We start from the raw sequence: 15,349 nt of genomic DNA, 5'->3' as shown, positions 1-15,349 counted from the left end.
GGGCAGCCCGATTCAACCTAAACTGGCAGGTGCGAGTCCGAAAGGATAGCCCCCTGCGCCCGCAGTACGTCCTGCACCTCCCGGATGTCCGCACGACGCGGGACCCGGCCGGCTAGGGCGCTGACCGCCGCAATCACCCCGGCGGCGTGCCCGGTCGCCATGCACACCGCCTGGCCGCGGACCGAGCCCGCCGCCTCGTGAGACGCCGAGATGGCACGTCCGGCGACGACGAGCCCGTCGACCGCCTCCGGGATCAGGCATCGGCACGGGATCCCGTACGCCCGCTCAACGCGCCGCAGGGTCACCCCACCCCCTCCGACCTGACTCCCGAAGACCTTCGCCCCGGGCCGGACGTCGTGGAGATCGAGCGGGTAGGCTCCCCGCGCGACGGCGTCGGGGAAATCCCGACCCGCGAGCACGTCGTCAAGCGTCAGGACGTACTCCCCCAGAATATGTCGAGTTTCCCGAACGCCCACCGCATACGCGGAGTCGAGGAGCCACGCCTTCCCGAACCCCGGCACGCGGCGCCGCAGGAACTGGAACACCTCAAACATCTGCCGCTGTGTCTCCACCTCTGCCCGGCTGAGTGCGTCGGGGTCGGTGCCGTCCACCCCGTGCACCCGGGTCGCATTAATCGTCACGACACCCGGCACCGGACCCGTCTCGATCCCGATGCGGTCGCGCGGGGCGGTCAGCTCTCCCGCGGCCCGAGCGTCCGCCACCAGCGAAGGGAACGCGTCCATCACGATCGAGGTCGCAGCCAGGTCGTCCACGGTGTAGTCTCCGCCGCCCGTCCACCGCTCGGGGAGATCCATCTCCTCTGGGTGGGCGCGAAGGTAGTCCAGCATCCCTCGAACGTCCACACCGGCGACCCGGAAGATCCGGGTGACCGGCTGCATCAGCATGTCCGACACGCGACCGGCGACAAATCGCGCGCCCGAGCGGGCGGCGACATCGCCGTCCCCCGTCGCGTCGACGACGACCCGGGCGTGAACGACCTCCAGGCCGGCCTTGTTCGCGACGACGATCCCCCGGAGACGCCCCCCGTCGGTCACGGCATCAACGCAGAAGGTGTGAAGGAGAAAGGACACCCCCGCCCCGGCCAGCATGGTCAGCAGCACCTGTTGGAGAACGATCGGATCCGCGACGGCGACGGAACCAACCTGCTTGTCCGGACGGTCGGCGAAGGCGGCGCCGAGCGCGACCAGCCGATCGAACAGCTCCGCCCCGATTCCCCCGAGCGCCCGTTGACCGCGGCCGTCGCTCACGCCGAGGAACGACATGCCGGTGGAGGCCATGCCGCCCACCATTCCGTATCGATCGACGAGCAGCGTGCGGGCGCCCGCGCGCGCCGCCGCGATCGCGGCGATCGCCCCCGCGGTGCCGCCCCCGCAGACGAGCACGTCGACCGCGGACCGGATCCGCGTCTTCAGCGGCAGCGCCGCCAGGGGAAGAGCATCCACCGCGCCCATCCGCCTTTAGCTCACCCCATCAAGTGTCACCGGGGTCGGGCCCAGCCGGCGAAGCAGGTCGAGATCCATTCCCAGCGCGCGGAGCGTTGCCTGAACCTCCCCGACGTTCACCGCCCTCACCGCCCCGCTTGCCCGAGTGGCGTTGGCGGCCGCGGCCCCCGCGGCGATGCCGGTGGCCATTGCGCACCCCTGGTTCCGCGTGTACACATCGGCGTGGTGGTCGACGGAAATGCAACGCCCCGCGACGAGCAGGCCGTCGATCCGTTGGGGCACGAGGGACCGGTAGGGGATCTCGTAGACGAACATCCGGGCGACCATCTCTCGGGCTTCCCGATCCTGCGGCCCCCCTTCCTTACCGTCCGGCGAGTGCCCGCCCTGCTGTCTCGGATTCTGCTGGTTCGCGTCGACGGCCACCACATCATCGTAGCGGCGGCCGGCAAGGATGTCGTCCTCGGTGACCACGTACTCACCGCGGATCCGGCGCGTCTCGCGCACGCCGATGGTGCTCGCGGAGTCGAGGATGAACGCCCGCTCGAACCCGGGGATGCGGGTACGCGCAAAGTGGGCGAGCTGCACCATCTGGTGCCGGGTCTCGATCTCGGCCCGCGACAGGTCCTCCGCCCGGGTGCCGTCCACGCCGTAGACGCGGGTGGCGTTCACGGTCAGCACCCCCCGCTCCGGCAGCACCGATTCCACCCGAAAGTAGTAGCAGTCGTCCCACAGCTCGCCCCGGGCCTTGGCGTCTTCGACCAGCTTGAAGAATCCGAAGATGCGGACCATCCCGTGTTCAAGGTCGAGCATGCACTGCAGCGGATCCGGCGAGAAGTCGTCCGGGTGATCCCTCACGTACTGCACCAAGCGGGGGACGTCCACCCCTCCCATTCGGAAGATCAGGGTCATCGGCCGCATCTTCCCATCTTCCTCGCGGCCTTTGACGTACGGCGCACCCGCGCGGGCGGCGACATCCGCATCTCCGCTTGCGTCGATCGTCACGCGGCTCAGGATCGCCTGACGTCCGGACTTATTCTCGACCACCACCCCTCTTAACGTCGGCCCGTCCATGACCACGTCGCTCAGCAGCGTGTGGAGCACAACGCGTGTGCCGGCTTCGGAGAGCATTTCCAGCGCGGTCACTTTATAGAGCTCGGGGTCGTAGACGACAAACTCACCGGGGACGGCACCGCCACGCCCGATCAGCCGGTCGAAGAGTTCACGGATCAGGCCGCGGGAGGCTGCGTACGGCACGTAGAATAGGTTCATCATCGCCGCGGTTCCGGTCCCCCCCAGCGACCCGAACCGCTCCACCAGCAGCGCCCGCGCGCCGCTGCGGCCGGCGGCGATCGCGGCCATGACGCCGGCGATCCCCCCACCGACGATCAGGACGTCCGCCTCCAGGGCAACCGGAATGTCGCGCGCCGCCTCGCGCACCACCCCCGCCACATCGATCAGGGCCGGCACGGACACCCTCCTTTCACCCTCAACCACCCCCCGATTATGCAGGTGACGGTATTCTGTCAAATCGATTTGACAACCTCCTTCATTTCCGGTAATTCTGTGGTGAGATGACCCGACGGCGAGCTCCGCGAGATCAGGCCGGGCGGTCCGACGGCAGTGAGCCAGGCCTGCCGGAGGAGCGCGGGGCGACAGCCGGGGAGGCCCCTCCGCCCGAGGGCAGTCGCCCGTCCGGGGGAGGGCCCCCCAGCCGCCTCCGCGATGTTGCCCGCGTTGCCGGGGTCTCGCTTCCCACCGCGTCGCAGGCGCTCAATGGGCACGCCCGGATCAGCACCGCCACGCGCCGGCGGGTGCAGCAGGCGGCCCGCCAACTGCACTACACACCGAACGCCGCGGCCCGCCGGCTGATCCTGGGCCGGTCAGATTCGGTCGCCATCGTGCCGGGCCTGAACATGACCGGCATTTTTTCCGATTTGTTCTACCGGGCGGTGCTGACGGGGGTGGGGAGCGTCTTCGAGCAGGTCGGCTATCGGATGCTGATCGCCCCACCACTCCACCCCGACGAGCGGGCTCCGCAGTTTGTGCGGATGGCGCAGGGGCGCGAGATCGACGGGGCGATCGTCGTCGGGGTGGTGGACCGCCGATGGATCCTCGAAGCGACCGATTCGGGCGTGCCGGTGGTGCTGCTCGACAACGACCTTCCCGATCTTCCCGTCCCCGCGGTGGTGAACGACAACGCCGGGGGGGCGTACGCGGCGACGCGGCACCTGGCCGCGCTGGGGCACACCCGGATCGCCTTTCTGGGGGCCGCCGTGGACTATGCGTTTGGCCGCGAGACGCACAGCGGATATACCCGGGCCCTCCGGGACGCCGGCGTCCCCCGCGACCCCGAACTGGAGATCCTCGTGCGGATCGACGCCGACGCGGCGCGTCGAGAGGCCGAAGCGTTCTTCACACTGTCCCATCCACCGACGGCGGTCTTCGCCGTCACGGACATCCTGGCACTCGGCGTCATCAACGCGGCGCGTGAGCGGGGCCTGCGCATCCCCCGCGACCTGTCCGTGGTCGGGATGGACGACATCGAGCTCGCCGCCGTGACGGACCCTCCGCTGACCACCGTCCGCATCCCCAAAGAAAAAATGGGGCAGCGGGCCGCACGGATCTTGCTCGATCTCGTCCGCGGCCGAGCGGCCGAGCAGAAGACCACCGTGTTTCCGAATACCCTGATCCAGAGAGGCACGACGGGAGGATACCATGAGAGATGCAGCGGATAGGCTGGCCGTAGATGGCGGGACGCCGGTGCGGACCGTCCCCCTCCTCCCCGGCTACCCGGGGGGTCTCCTGATCGGCGCCGAGGAAAAGGCGGCGGTCATGGAAGTGCTCGACAGTCAAAGCCTGTTCCGTCACTACGGCCCCAAACCGCTCCACAAGGTCGTGGAGTTCGAGCGGGCGTTTGCGCAGGCGATGGGCGCCCGGCACGCCGTGGGGGTCACCTCCGGGACGGCGGCGCTGATGACCGCGCTGGCGGCCCTGGGGGCGGGTCCCGGCGATGAGGTGATCGTTCCCACCTACACGTGGGTCGCGACGATCAACGCCGTGGTCGCCCTCGGCGCCGTCCCCGTGTTCGTCGACGTCGACGATACGCTGACGATGGATCCGTCGAAGGTCGAGGCGGCGATCACCCCGCGCACCAAAGTCCTCCTGCCGGTTCACATGCGGGGGTGCGGCGCCGATATGACCCCGATCCTCGCGGCCGCCGCCAGGCACCGCGTGCACGTCGTGGAGGACACGGCGCAGGCCGCCGGCGGGCGGTATCGGGGGCATCGGCTGGGGACCTTGGGGACGTTCGGCGCGTTCAGCCTGCAGTACCACAAAGTCATCACCACCGGGGAGGGCGGCATGGTGGTGACCAATGACCCCGCGCTGAGGGAGCGGGCCGTCCGCTACCACGACCAAGGATCCGTGCGGATGGAAGAGCTCGACGAGACGATCCCGGTGGGGAATCCACTGATGATCGGCGTGAATTTCCGGATGAACGAGATCACCGGTGCGATCGGCCTGGTCCAACTCCGCCGGATGGACTGGATCATCGAGCGGATGCGGGCGCACAAGGCGGCGATCATCGACGGCCTCACCGGCACGCCGGGGGTCACCATCCGGCGCATTCCCGATCCCGAGGGCGACACCGGCGCCACCCTCATCTTCCTGCTCCCGGCCGCGGACGCCGCCCGGCGGTTCAGCGACGCCCTGGCGGCGGAGGGCATCCGCAACATGGTGGCATGGGACAGCGGCCAGCACGTGTACTACCACTTCGACCAGATCATCGAGCGGCGGATGTTTGCCGAACGCCACTGCGCATGGGAGTGTCCCTACTACACGGGGAAGGCCCACCTTGAGAAGGGAATGTTCCCGCAGTCCGACGACCTCCTGCGGCGGGCGATTCATATCGACCTGCACCCGCTGATGACGGAGCGCGACGAAGCCGATATCGTGCGCGCGGTGCGCAAGGTCGCGGCTGCGGCACCGTAGGTGGCCTCCGTGCCCGCGCTGCTCGGCGTTGGCCTCCTGGGGTACGGCGGGGTGGCGCGCGCGCACCTGAACGGGGTACGACGCCACGCCGAGGCCTTTCCGGACGCCCCCGCCACCGCGCGGGTCGTCGTTCTCGCCGGGCGGCACCCCGTTCGGGTGGCGGTGGCCGCCCGGCGGTTCCGCATCCCGCGCTGGACGACCGACTGGCGAAGCCTGATCGACGACCCGGCGGTCGATGTGCTGATCAACGCCGCGCCCAATGACGCCCACGCGGCGCCCTGCATCGCGGCGCTGGGGGCGGGGAAGGCCGTCCTCTGCGAGAAGCCGCTGGCCCGAACCGCCCCAGAGGCGGCGACGATGGCGCGCGCCGCCCAGGGGCGGGGCCGGGTGGCGATGGCCGGATTCAACTACCGCTTCGTCCCGGCCGTGCTCCTCGCCCGGCGGCTCATCGCCGAGCGGCGCCTCGGCCGGATCTATCACTTCCGGGGTCGGTACAGCGACGACTCGCTGCTCGATCCCACCATGGGCTTCGGATGGCGCCACGACCGAACGGCGGCCGGGAGCGGGGTCATCGGCGATCTGGCATCGCACGTCATCGACCTCGCGCACTTCCTGATCGGCCCCATCGCCGGGGTCACCGCCTCCGTGCGGACCTACGTCGGGACGCGGCGCGCGGGCCGCACGCCGCGGCAGGTGACCGTCGAGGACGCGGTGGTGGCCACCCTCGAGTTCGAAAACGGGGCCGTCGGCACCCTCGAAGCCAGCGGGATGTGCCCCGGACGGAAAAACCTCCTGACCTTCGAGGTCAACGGCGAGGGGGGAACGCTGGCGTTCGATCTGGAACGGCTCAACGAACTCCGCGTCTTTCACGGCGACGGACGGGCGCGCGGCCTGGCGGACGTCCTCGTCACCGGACCGGGGCATCCCTACGGGGATCGCTGGTGGCCGGCCGGCCACATCCTGGGTTGGGAGCACACCTTCATCCACCAATTCGAAGAGTTCGTCCGCCGCGCCGCGGGGACCGGCGGCGATCGCGTCGGGGCGACCTTTGCCGATGGCCTCGCCGCGGCGCGGGTGTGCGATGCACTGCTCGTCGCCGCCGAGACCGGCCGACGCACCGCGGTCGTCCCGAGGGCGACGAAACGGCCTCATCGCGCGACCCGCCGCCCTGCCAAGCCGCACGTCAGAAAGGGGTGAGCGTGATGCCGCAGACGCGGGCGAGGATCGGGCTGATCGGGGCGGGCGCGATGGGCCAGCGCCATCTGGAGGCGCTGGCGAACGACGACCGTGTCGAGATCGTCGGCGTGGCCGACGCCGTTGCCGCGGCCGCGCAAACGGCGGCGGCGGGCGTGGGCGCGCGCGCCTGCGCGACCGTCGCCGACCTGGTTGACCTCGGGGTGGACGCCGCCTTCGTCACCCTGCCCAACGTCCACCACGCGGCCGTGGTGCTGGAACTGCTGGACCGCGGCGTCCATGTCTTCTCCGAGAAACCGATGGCCACTCGGCTGACGGACGGGCGGAAGATCGCGGAACGTGTGCGCGCCACCGGGCGACTCTACCAGATGGGGTTCAACCGCCGCTGGGCGCCCGCCTACCGCCACCTCAAAGCGGCGATCGGGAATGGCTTCGTCCCGACCTCCGCCAACATCATGATGAACGACGGAGACATGCTGACGCCGAAATGGTACACGGATGCGACGGTCTCCGGTGGATTCATGTACGACACGGCCGTCCACCTCGTGGACATGATCGCCTGGTTGATCGGCCCGATCGAACGGGTCAGCGCCCTCGGGCGAAGGAGCTGTTATCCCGACTACGACGATATTGTCATGCTGCTCTGCTGCGAGGGGGACCGCCCGGTCGCCTTCACCACCTGCGGTCACGCCTCATGGGCGACCCCGCTCGAGCGGATCGAGCTCTACGGGGATCACGCCCTGCTCGTCACCGAGGACCTCGACCGCGTACGCCACACCACCCGTGAGGATCCTCACGCCGAGTGGCAGCAACTGCCGTCACCGACCCTGCTGACGCGGTGGGGGTATGTGGACGAGGATCGGGAGTTCGTGGACGCGTGCCTGGGCCTCAGAGCTCCCGCCGTCACGGTCGACGATGCCTTCCACAGCATCGCGGTGTTGGAAGCGGCCTACACGAGCCTCCGCAGCGCGGGCACGGTGGTGTCCGTCTCGCGGGCGTAACCCCCTCCGCCCCCGTCTACGGCGAGAGACTTTGGGGCAGAAACCGTAGGGGGTGAGACCATGGCTCGCGACGGAAGAAAATCGCTCGTCAACGTGACCGTAATCGGCCTGAAGGTCCTCGCGCTGGCGGCGGTCCTGCGGCCCTTGTTCATTCATCACGCGACGCGGATCGTCACGGTGTTCATGCCGTCGGCGCCGGGCAGCGTGTACTCTCCGCTGCACCGCCCGGCCTACTCGTACTTCTCCGACCTGCGGTACGTGAATTACAACAACCTGAAGTGGTCTCTGATCGCCTCGATCGCCATCTACGCCGCGGCCCTGGCCATTGAGGCGGCCGCGTCTCGAATTCTCACGCCGGCGCGCGTCGGAGGCGGCCAACCGGTCTAACCCGCCTCTCGACATCGCCCCCGCCGCGATCCGCGGCGGGACGGCACCCATCTGGCGCGCCCGGCCGGTGAGGCCCGCGCTATCCCTGCCCTATTGAATGTCCGGCTCGACCTCCGGCGGCACGATCTCCACCCACTGCGGACCCCGATCCAGCGCGATCTCGTGCCCCGTCTCGTCGAGAAAGCGCAGGCGGTCCCGAACGGAGGCCTTCTCCCACCGCGCCGGCGTGGCGGTGCCATCCTGCACCACCCACGCCTCCCCGGACCCGACATCCGCGAACGTCCAGGTATCCTCTCCGATCTGGGTTCGGCCGTGGGTCCGCGTGATCACCGCGATCGCAATCGACTTGGCCGTCAGCGGTCGGCCGGTCGCCGCGTCGACATCCTGAGCGCCGGCCAGGATCCGCTCGTAGTCGTTCGTCGCGCGGCGGTACACCCAGGTCACCTTGTAGGGGGGGCTCGAGAAATCCACGCTCACCCGCTGCGCCGCCGGGCGTTGGTCGAGCGGCACCTCCGCCTTCCACAAGGGCCGCGCGATCGAGAGGTCGGGGGGCCAGGCGATGTGCTCGGCCGCCGCGCGCAGTGCCCGCGTCGAGGTGAACATGGTGTGCTCCAATGCCACGCGGGGCCGAAAAATCCGGCGGTAGGCCTCGGCGTTGCGGAACTGATCGAGGTTCACCACGTGCAGCGCGACGATGCGGTCCAGGGCGTCCTCATTGCCGCCGACGTGGGCGATCGCGGCGTGCAACTCCAAAGCGTATCCGAGGAACTGCGTGCGGGCCGATCGCACCGGGCCCACCCGGTCGGCGTCGTCCGGGCCGAAGATCGCCAGGTACCGGGTGATCCCCCCCTCGGTGAGCGCCTCGTAGATCCGCGAGGCGAACGACAGACCCCACTGCGGTCGGGCGTCCGGGTAGTTATCGATCATCACGGCGATCGGCCGGCGGTCCGCCTGCGCCCTGGGGACGGACTGGCCGCTGACGGGATCGTCGACGAGCGTGGAAATCGGCGGCCGCTCCTCTTCGGCGGGCACCGCGACCGCGTGAAGGACAGGTGGTGCGACCGGTGCGGATTCCGTGCCCACCGCGAGCACGCCCGCAAACAGCCCGCCAGCGAGCAGGAACCCGAGGGACACGAGGACGCGGATCTCGCCGGTGACGGAGGGTCTCATCGCTGTGAAAGAAGTTCCGCGCGCACGCGACCCCTTTCCTGCCGGTCCCAAAAGTCGGCGCGTCCCCGGTTGACTATTGGGCCTTCAAGGCCGGGGGCCCCCACTCGAAGTGCACGGTGGGGGCGCAGAATCGGCCGCCGACGGTCAGGCTCGCGGATCCCGAGTCCTTCCCCGGCACGTTCGGCGTAATGTCAATCGTCGGCAGCGACCCGTCGTCGAGAACCGCCTTCGCCTCCCGGGAGGCCTGACCGTCGAACCTGGAGAGCACGACCACCTCTTCGCTCGGGCCGAATCCCTCCCCCGAGACGGCGAACGACCGACCATCGGCCGAAAGGAGTTCCGCCTGCAGGTGACAGAAGCCGTCGCTCGCTTCAATCGGGAAGGGAAACGCCTTGACGTACGCCGCCACGGCCTGATCGGTCGAAAGTACGGCGAGTCGAAGCGGCATGCCGTTGGCGAAGTGATCCACCGCAAACGCAAAATCGTCCCAGTCCGGGTACGCCCCGCGCGAGATCAACCGACCCTCGGCATCGGCGCGGTATTGGAAATCCGTCTTCTCCGGCGCGGCGCCGAGCGGCCACGTCCAGATGACGTACGTTTTGCCTTGCGGAAATCCCGAGGTGCGGGGATAGTAGGTGACCCGGGTCACGCCATCGAGGATCTCGCGCGCCGCCTCTTCGACCGTGAAACGCACCCCGGGGGTGTTGAACCGCGGATCCCATCCGGTCGGAGCACCCTGCGCGCTCGCGCGACCCGCCCCCTGCCCCCCCGCGGCGGCGCCAAGGACGAGCAGCACCAAGACCGCCGTCCTCAGGAGCGGCATCGCCCGCAGAGATCCCCCGCCGGTATGCGCGCACCGGATCGGCGGCGACATTGCCGCGCCGTAGGCGGTCTTCCCTCGCGTCGTGCGGGCAGGAGCGGAGCCGCCGGGACCCATTCCCCGATCGCGGATCGACACGTTCCTACTTCCCCGAACGGAGAAACCGGGCACGGTAGGCGTAACGAAAGGGAGTTCGCCGCGCTTCCGGAGAATGCTGCGCTTGGAGGTCGTGAGCCATGACCCTGCTCCTCAAAGAGTCCGACCTGCGGCGACTGCTGACGATGCGCGACCTCGTCCCGCTGATGGAACGCGCGCTCGCGGCGTTCAGCGGCGGTGCCGTCGTGCAGCCCGTTCGCACGACGGTCCTCGTGAACGAGCACAACGGCCTCCTGGCGTTGATGCCCGCCTATCTGCGCGACCAGGGGGCCCTGGGGTTTAAAGAGGTCACGTTTTATCCCGGCAACGCCGCGCGCGGACTCCCCTCGCACCTGGCGTCGATCCTCCTGCACGATCCGTCGACCGGAGCCCTGCTGGCCATGATGGACGGCCGCCTCATCACCGAAATGCGCACCGCGGCGGTTTCCGCGGGCGCCACGAAGCACCTGGCGCGCCGGGGGGCGAGCGTCGTGGCGTTCCTCGGCGCGGGCGTGCAGGCGCGAAGCCACCTGGAAGCGCTGCGGGAGGTCTGTGCCCCTCGCGTCGTGCGCGTGTGGACGCGGACGGCGGCGCACGCGGAGGCGTTCGCTCGAGAGGTGGCCGAGCGCTACGGCTTGAACGCGACGGCAGCCGGGTCGGCCGAAGAGGCGGTTCGGGACGCCGAGATCGTCTGCACGGTGACGAGCAGCACGGTTCCCGTTTTGAATGGGCGGTGGCTGGCGCCGGGAACCCACATCAACGCGGTTGGTGCGCCGCGCCCGGACTGGCGCGAACTGGATACCGCAGCGGTGGCACAGGCAAAGCTGTTTGTCGACTCGCGCGCGGCGGCGGCTGTGGAAGCGGGCGACGTGCTGGGGCCGATCCGCGAGGGCGCGATCACGCCGGGCCACATCCTGGCCGAAATCGGCGAGGTGTTCAGCGGCCGCCACCCCGGCCGCACCGGCCCCGACCAGATCACCCTCTTTAAGTCGCTCGGTCTGGCGGTTGAGGATGTTGCCGCCGCCCAGTTCGCATTCGAACGGGCGCGAGAACAGAAGGTCGGCGAGGAGTTCGGCCTCGACTAACCCCACGGCACGGACCCCCCGAACGGGGCGGAGACCCCGATAGGCGCGACCCGCCGAGTGTGCTACAATGTGGGCCTATGCGGGACTGTCTGCACTGCGGACACGAACTGGAACCGTTTTTCGACTCGACCTGCGAGCCTCCGGTGGCTTGGCTGTGCCAGGGTTGCGGAAGCGTCACGCTGGAAGAGGACCTTCGGTCGCTGTCACCGTCAGCTCGGCGCGATCTCACCGCGCTGCAGGCGTTCCTCACGCCCACCGCGCCGGCGCGCCAGGCCGTCCAGGCGCCGCTCGCTCGCGCCCAGGCGCGGGCTCGGGCGATCCTCGAGGGGGTGCGAGACCTTCCGGTCGACATCGAGCGCCTCGCCGAGCAGCACGGGTACCCGGTGCGTGAACGATCGCTGCCGGCCGATGAACGGGGCACGATCGCCCGTGAGGGTGACCACACGGTCATCGTCATCAACCGCGACCGGGTCGCGTTCTCGGAGTCGGAGCGCCGCTGGGTGATCGCGGAAGAACTTGGCCACGCTGTCCTCGAGCACAGCACGTTGGTGGCGAGCTCTGTGCCGGGAAGTCGAATGACGATTCCGGAGCCGCGACGTCGGGCGGAGGAGCGGGAGGCCAAGCGATTCGCCGCCGAGGTCCTCATGCCCGAGGAGAAAGTCCGTGGACGGTTTGCCGAGCTGGCTCCCCGGATCTACCAGGCCCTCGGTCTCCGACAGCGCCAGGCCGAAACCGACGAAGTCCTCGCCGCCCTCGCGCGCATGTTCGCGGTGAGCCCGACCGCGATGCGCATTCGCCTCGAGGAGCTCGACCTCGTCCGGTAAGGCGGGGGTTAGGGTGGATCCCACTCCACGAGATCGATCTTCCCGCTTCCCAGCATGGTGATCGCCCCGTAGGTCACCGCGTTCACGGCAATCTTCTCCGCTGGGGAGGAGGCGCCGGGAGGCGAATGCAACGCGGCGTTCACGATCGGGCAGGCGCCGCACATCAGCCGGAGAGGGGGCTTCGGGCGGCGGCGGATCTCGTAGGCTACCCGGGGCCACTTGCGCGGGGTGGTCAGGTGTAGGCCGGCGAAAGGCCGGAGCGCCGGCTGACCGGCTCCCTTCGACGGCCATGGCTGACGCCCGCCGGCCACCGCTCCCCCCCATCGAGGCACGGGGCGGAGGACCCTGTTGGCGGCGGGGCGGACCGTGGAGGCGGGAATCGAACGAAGCGCGAGGCGCGAAGCGTCATCCAGCGGGCGCGCTACCGCGGGAACCGGACCCGCCGGCCGAACGGGCATCCACCGGTGAGCCGCGATGCCGCCGACGGCTGCCGTCGCCGCGACCGCGGCCAGAAGCCAGCCCCGCCGGATCCGTGGGTGGGCGCCGTCCCCAGGCATCCTTAAGCTCCCTCCTCCCGGCCACTCCCGCGAGCGCGCCTTTCTGAATCCGGTCCCCCACTGTCTGGACGGGCGGCGATGCATGCGCACGGTCGCGGGCTGAGCTAGCTCACCCGGGCCCCCGGCCGCGACAGCAACGCCCCCACTACCCGGAGCGCGGCCTGGAGTTGGGTATCCTCGCCCCGCACCATATCCGAGACCGTCAAAGTGGCGCTCACGTCCGGGGCGATCCCCACTCCTTCGACCTGCGTGCCCTCCGGGGTCGTAATGCGCTCGACCGTCACGGACATTCCGGTCCGTTCGGCCAAGGGCACGGTCACCGAGCCGCCGAGCGCGCCGGCGGTCTTCTCCCCGACGATCGTCGCCCGGTGATTGGCCTTGAACGCCCCGGTCAAAATCTCCGAGGCCGACGCGCTCCCGGCGTCGATGAGGACGACCAGCGGCGTCCGCGGGAACAGGGGGGCCCCAAGGGTGCGCAGAGTGTCGGGGCGCGAGTGGCGCTCGGTGACCCGAGCCAGGGGCGACTGCGGAGGCAGGAACACGCTTCCGATCATCACGGCCTCTTGGATCAAGCCGCCCGGGTTCCCTCGAAGATCGAGGACGATCGAGTGCACCGGCCCCTGCGCGTCGAGCGTCCGGAGCGCGTGCCGCAGCTGAGCATCCGCTCCCCGGGAAAACGTGAACAGCTTGACGTACGCCACCCCCGGCTGGACGAACTTCGCCTCTACCGGATGCTCGCTGATCGCCGCCCGGACCACCGCGACCCGGAGGTCCTGCCCGCCGCGAAGGATCGTCAGGGCGGCCGTGGAACCGGCGGGGCCCCGGATCAGCGTGCTGGCGTCGAGGACATTCACGTTTTTGAGGGAGTGCCCGCCCACCTCAACGATACGGTCAAACCGCTTCAGCCCGGCCGCGTCGGCGGGCGATCCCGGGAAGACATCTTCGACGAAGATCCATGCGTCCCCGGAGGCGTCTTTGCGCGAGGTAATGACCACCCCGATGCCGGTGAACCCCGGCTGGCCCATGAGCTGCTTGCGGCTCTCCAGGTACTGCTTCGGATCAAGAAAGGCGGTGTGGCTGTCGTGGAGCGAGGCGAGCATCCCTCCGGTGACATCGTAGGCGAGCTGCGTCTCCGGGACCGAACTCTTCTGCAGCGCGTGGTTGAACTCAGAGGCAAACGCGCTCTCGGCGGTCGCCCGGGAGGCCCCGCTTGAAATGTCGGGCAGGACGACGGCGCTCTGGTTGGTCGACTTGCGCAGCGTGGCGATGGCGGCGTTGAGCAGCGAGACCGGATGGACCGGGTCCGCGTAATCCTGGTCGAGCACCCTCAAGGCCTCCAGAACCAGCGAGGCGTTCGCCGCGGTGGCGCGCTGGGCGGGGTTCAATGGTAGGGTAAAGAGCGCGACGATGAGGAAGAGGACCAGCCACCGCCTGCGGGCGGCGCACATCAAGCGCATAGCTCACACTCCCTTGACGGTTCGGTACGAACGCGGCGGGCATCGGGCCCGCCTACTTATTAATATACCCTAGATTTGCACCGCCGGAAACGGTGGATCCCTCCGGGAAACGCTCAAAAGGCCGTGGCTTCAGCTCGAGCGCCGCCGGCGAAGCGGGTCAGCCGCAGGGGGGCGATGTCGAGAGTGATCGCGCGCCCGTCGAGGATCTCCTCGGCCAACACCAAGCCCACCGCCGGCGCGTGCATGAACCCGTGGCCGCTGAACCCGTTCGCGCAGAAGAAGCCGTCGACCCCCGGCACCGCGCCCAGGATGGCGTGGAAGTCGGGCGTCAGACTGCGGATCCCGGCGTAGGCGCGGGCAACGCGCGCCTCCGCTGTGCGGGGCACCCGGTGCAGGGCGGCGCGGGCGACGGCGTCAAACCCATCCCAGTCCACGACCTCCTCGAGCCCCGGCCGGCTGTCCTTGTCGGTGCCTCCCATATACAGCGCTCCGCTGCGGTCCTGATGCAGGTACCACCCCGTGTCCAGATCAACGGTGAGCGGAGCGCCCCGCCGGAGCGCGGGCAGCGGGGTCATGACGAACACCTGACGGCGGTACGGGTAAACCGGCAGGTCAACGTCCACCATCGCCGCGATGTCCCGGGCGCGAGGGCCCGCCGCGTTGACCACGACCGGAGCCGCATATTCACCCGCCGCCGTCCGCACGCCCCGCACGCGGCCCCCCGCCGCGGCGATGCCGGTGACTTCGCGGCCGGTCAGAACGCGCACGCCCAGGTCGCGGCAGCGGCGGAGATACCCCTGCACCGCTCCGTAGGGGATGGCGGAACCGTCGAGCGGGCAGAACGTCCCGCCCACGAGGTCATCGACCCGAAGGTCCGGGAAGAGTGCCGCGGCTTCATCAGGCCGGACCCACCTCGACGGCACCCCGAGTCGCTGCTGGAGGCGGAGCCCCTCGCGCATCCCGTCTGCGGTCTCGGGGCGCGCCGTGACGAACAGGTACCCATGCTGGACAAAATCGATCGGCTCACCCATCTCGGCCTCGAACCGCTCGAACGCGGGCAGGCCCAGCTGGGTCAGCCGCACGTTGATCTCGGTCGAGAACTGGTGGCGGATCCCGCCGGTGGCCTTGGCCGTGGACCCGGTCCCGACCTGCGGGGCCCGCTCGAAGACGATGATCCGTCGCGTGCCGCGCCGGGCGAGATGATAGGCCACGGAGAGGCCGATGATGCCTCCGCCGATGATCAGGACGTCGGCCGACTCCACGGTG

Annotated in this window: 14 protein-coding genes; 7 read left to right on the top strand and 7 right to left on the bottom strand. The window is 69.6% G+C overall.

Going from position 1 to position 15,349, the window contains the following annotated elements:
• Positions 1-17 precede the first annotated feature (17 nt).
• Together VKV57_15970 and VKV57_15965 are read right to left on the bottom strand one after the other, a co-directional pair.
• On the bottom strand, positions 18-1,472 hold the full coding sequence (locus VKV57_15970) for an FAD-dependent oxidoreductase (GenBank protein HLW61401.1): 1,455 nt from the start codon (positions 1,470-1,472) through the stop codon (positions 18-20).
• A 6-nt stretch (positions 1,473-1,478) separates the two neighbouring features.
• On the bottom strand, positions 1,479-2,930 hold the full coding sequence (locus VKV57_15965) for an FAD-dependent oxidoreductase (GenBank protein ID HLW61400.1): 1,452 nt from the start codon (positions 2,928-2,930) through the stop codon (positions 1,479-1,481).
• Between the two features lie 104 nt (positions 2,931-3,034).
• Between VKV57_15965 and VKV57_15960 the strand changes: the two genes are divergently transcribed.
• The 5 genes from VKV57_15960 to VKV57_15940 are packed head-to-tail and all read left to right on the top strand — an operon-like array spanning position 3,035 to position 8,035.
• Positions 3,035-4,198 carry a LacI family DNA-binding transcriptional regulator gene (locus VKV57_15960; protein HLW61399.1) on the top strand — a complete coding sequence of 388 codons (1,164 nt, stop codon included), beginning with the start codon at positions 3,035-3,037 and terminating at the stop codon, positions 4,196-4,198.
• A complete protein-coding gene (locus tag VKV57_15955) occupies positions 4,179-5,453 on the top strand; it encodes a DegT/DnrJ/EryC1/StrS family aminotransferase (GenBank protein HLW61398.1) in 1,275 nt (424 codons plus the stop codon). The genes VKV57_15960 and VKV57_15955 overlap by 20 nt, the downstream gene beginning before the upstream one ends.
• 9 nt (positions 5,454-5,462) lie before the next feature.
• The gene (locus VKV57_15950) at positions 5,463-6,650 is read left to right on the top strand and encodes a Gfo/Idh/MocA family oxidoreductase (GenBank protein ID HLW61397.1); all 1,188 of its coding nucleotides are present in this window, start codon (positions 5,463-5,465) and stop codon (positions 6,648-6,650) included.
• Positions 6,651-6,655: 5 nt separating this feature from the next.
• The gene (locus tag VKV57_15945; protein ID HLW61396.1) at positions 6,656-7,648 is read left to right on the top strand and encodes a Gfo/Idh/MocA family oxidoreductase; all 993 of its coding nucleotides are present in this window, start codon (positions 6,656-6,658) and stop codon (positions 7,646-7,648) included.
• Positions 7,649-7,708: 60 nt separating this feature from the next.
• Complete coding sequence (locus VKV57_15940) at positions 7,709-8,035, top strand: hypothetical protein (GenBank protein ID HLW61395.1); 327 nt, start codon at positions 7,709-7,711, stop codon at positions 8,033-8,035.
• A gap of 90 nt (positions 8,036-8,125) precedes the next feature.
• Here the strand turns inward: VKV57_15940 and VKV57_15935 are convergent, their stop codons facing one another.
• Complete coding sequence (locus VKV57_15935; GenBank protein ID HLW61394.1) at positions 8,126-9,205, bottom strand: DUF3048 domain-containing protein; 1,080 nt, start codon at positions 9,203-9,205, stop codon at positions 8,126-8,128.
• 73 nt (positions 9,206-9,278) lie between these two features.
• Positions 9,279-10,028 carry a hypothetical protein gene (locus VKV57_15930; GenBank protein HLW61393.1) on the bottom strand — a complete coding sequence of 250 codons (750 nt, stop codon included), beginning with the start codon at positions 10,026-10,028 and terminating at the stop codon, positions 9,279-9,281.
• 233 nt (positions 10,029-10,261) lie between these two features.
• On the opposite strand from VKV57_15930, the gene VKV57_15925 reads away from it, so the two are divergent.
• A complete protein-coding gene (locus tag VKV57_15925; protein HLW61392.1) occupies positions 10,262-11,245 on the top strand; it encodes an ornithine cyclodeaminase family protein in 984 nt (327 codons plus the stop codon).
• A 77-nt stretch (positions 11,246-11,322) separates the two neighbouring features.
• Positions 11,323-12,069, top strand: a complete 747-nt coding sequence (locus VKV57_15920) for an ImmA/IrrE family metallo-endopeptidase (GenBank protein HLW61391.1) — start codon at positions 11,323-11,325, stop codon at positions 12,067-12,069.
• A gap of 8 nt (positions 12,070-12,077) precedes the next feature.
• Here VKV57_15920 and VKV57_15915 read toward each other — a convergent pair whose 3' ends face one another.
• The 3 genes from VKV57_15915 to VKV57_15905 all read right to left on the bottom strand — a co-directional run bounded on the left by VKV57_15915 (position 12,078) and on the right by VKV57_15905 (position 15,345).
• A complete protein-coding gene (locus VKV57_15915; protein HLW61390.1) occupies positions 12,078-12,626 on the bottom strand; it encodes a hypothetical protein in 549 nt (182 codons plus the stop codon).
• Positions 12,627-12,730: 104 nt separating this feature from the next.
• A complete protein-coding gene (locus tag VKV57_15910) occupies positions 12,731-14,083 on the bottom strand; it encodes a S41 family peptidase (protein HLW61389.1) in 1,353 nt (450 codons plus the stop codon).
• 113 nt (positions 14,084-14,196) lie between these two features.
• The gene (locus tag VKV57_15905) at positions 14,197-15,345 is read right to left on the bottom strand and encodes an FAD-dependent oxidoreductase (protein ID HLW61388.1); all 1,149 of its coding nucleotides are present in this window, start codon (positions 15,343-15,345) and stop codon (positions 14,197-14,199) included.
• Between the last annotated feature and the right edge of the window lie 4 nt (positions 15,346-15,349).

It is taken from the genome of bacterium (assembly GCA_035307765.1).
Lineage (GTDB): Bacteria > Sysuimicrobiota > Sysuimicrobiia > Sysuimicrobiales > Segetimicrobiaceae > Segetimicrobium.
Note: the sequence above shows the minus strand (reverse complement) of the source record. Positions and strands in the feature narration are given on the sequence as shown.

Excerpts from the sequence above, each read along its gene's own strand:
- VKV57_15920 (HLW61391.1), top strand. The coding sequence starts at position 11,323 with ATGCGGGACTGTCTGCACTGCGGACACGAACTGGAACCGTTTTTCGAC.
- VKV57_15910 (HLW61389.1), bottom strand. The coding sequence starts at position 14,083 with ATGCGCTTGATGTGCGCCGCCCGCAGGCGGTGGCTGGTCCTCTTCCTC.
- VKV57_15935 (HLW61394.1), bottom strand. The coding sequence starts at position 9,205 with ATGAGACCCTCCGTCACCGGCGAGATCCGCGTCCTCGTGTCCCTCGGG.
- VKV57_15930 (HLW61393.1), bottom strand. The coding sequence starts at position 10,028 with ATGCCGCTCCTGAGGACGGCGGTCTTGGTGCTGCTCGTCCTTGGCGCC.
- VKV57_15915 (HLW61390.1), bottom strand. The coding sequence starts at position 12,626 with ATGCCTGGGGACGGCGCCCACCCACGGATCCGGCGGGGCTGGCTTCTG.
- VKV57_15955 (HLW61398.1), top strand. The coding sequence starts at position 4,179 with ATGAGAGATGCAGCGGATAGGCTGGCCGTAGATGGCGGGACGCCGGTG.
- VKV57_15970 (HLW61401.1), bottom strand. The coding sequence starts at position 1,472 with ATGGGCGCGGTGGATGCTCTTCCCCTGGCGGCGCTGCCGCTGAAGACG.
- VKV57_15945 (HLW61396.1), top strand. The coding sequence starts at position 6,656 with ATGCCGCAGACGCGGGCGAGGATCGGGCTGATCGGGGCGGGCGCGATG.
- VKV57_15940 (HLW61395.1), top strand. The coding sequence starts at position 7,709 with ATGGCTCGCGACGGAAGAAAATCGCTCGTCAACGTGACCGTAATCGGC.
- VKV57_15925 (HLW61392.1), top strand. The coding sequence starts at position 10,262 with ATGACCCTGCTCCTCAAAGAGTCCGACCTGCGGCGACTGCTGACGATG.
- VKV57_15960 (HLW61399.1), top strand. The coding sequence starts at position 3,035 with ATGACCCGACGGCGAGCTCCGCGAGATCAGGCCGGGCGGTCCGACGGC.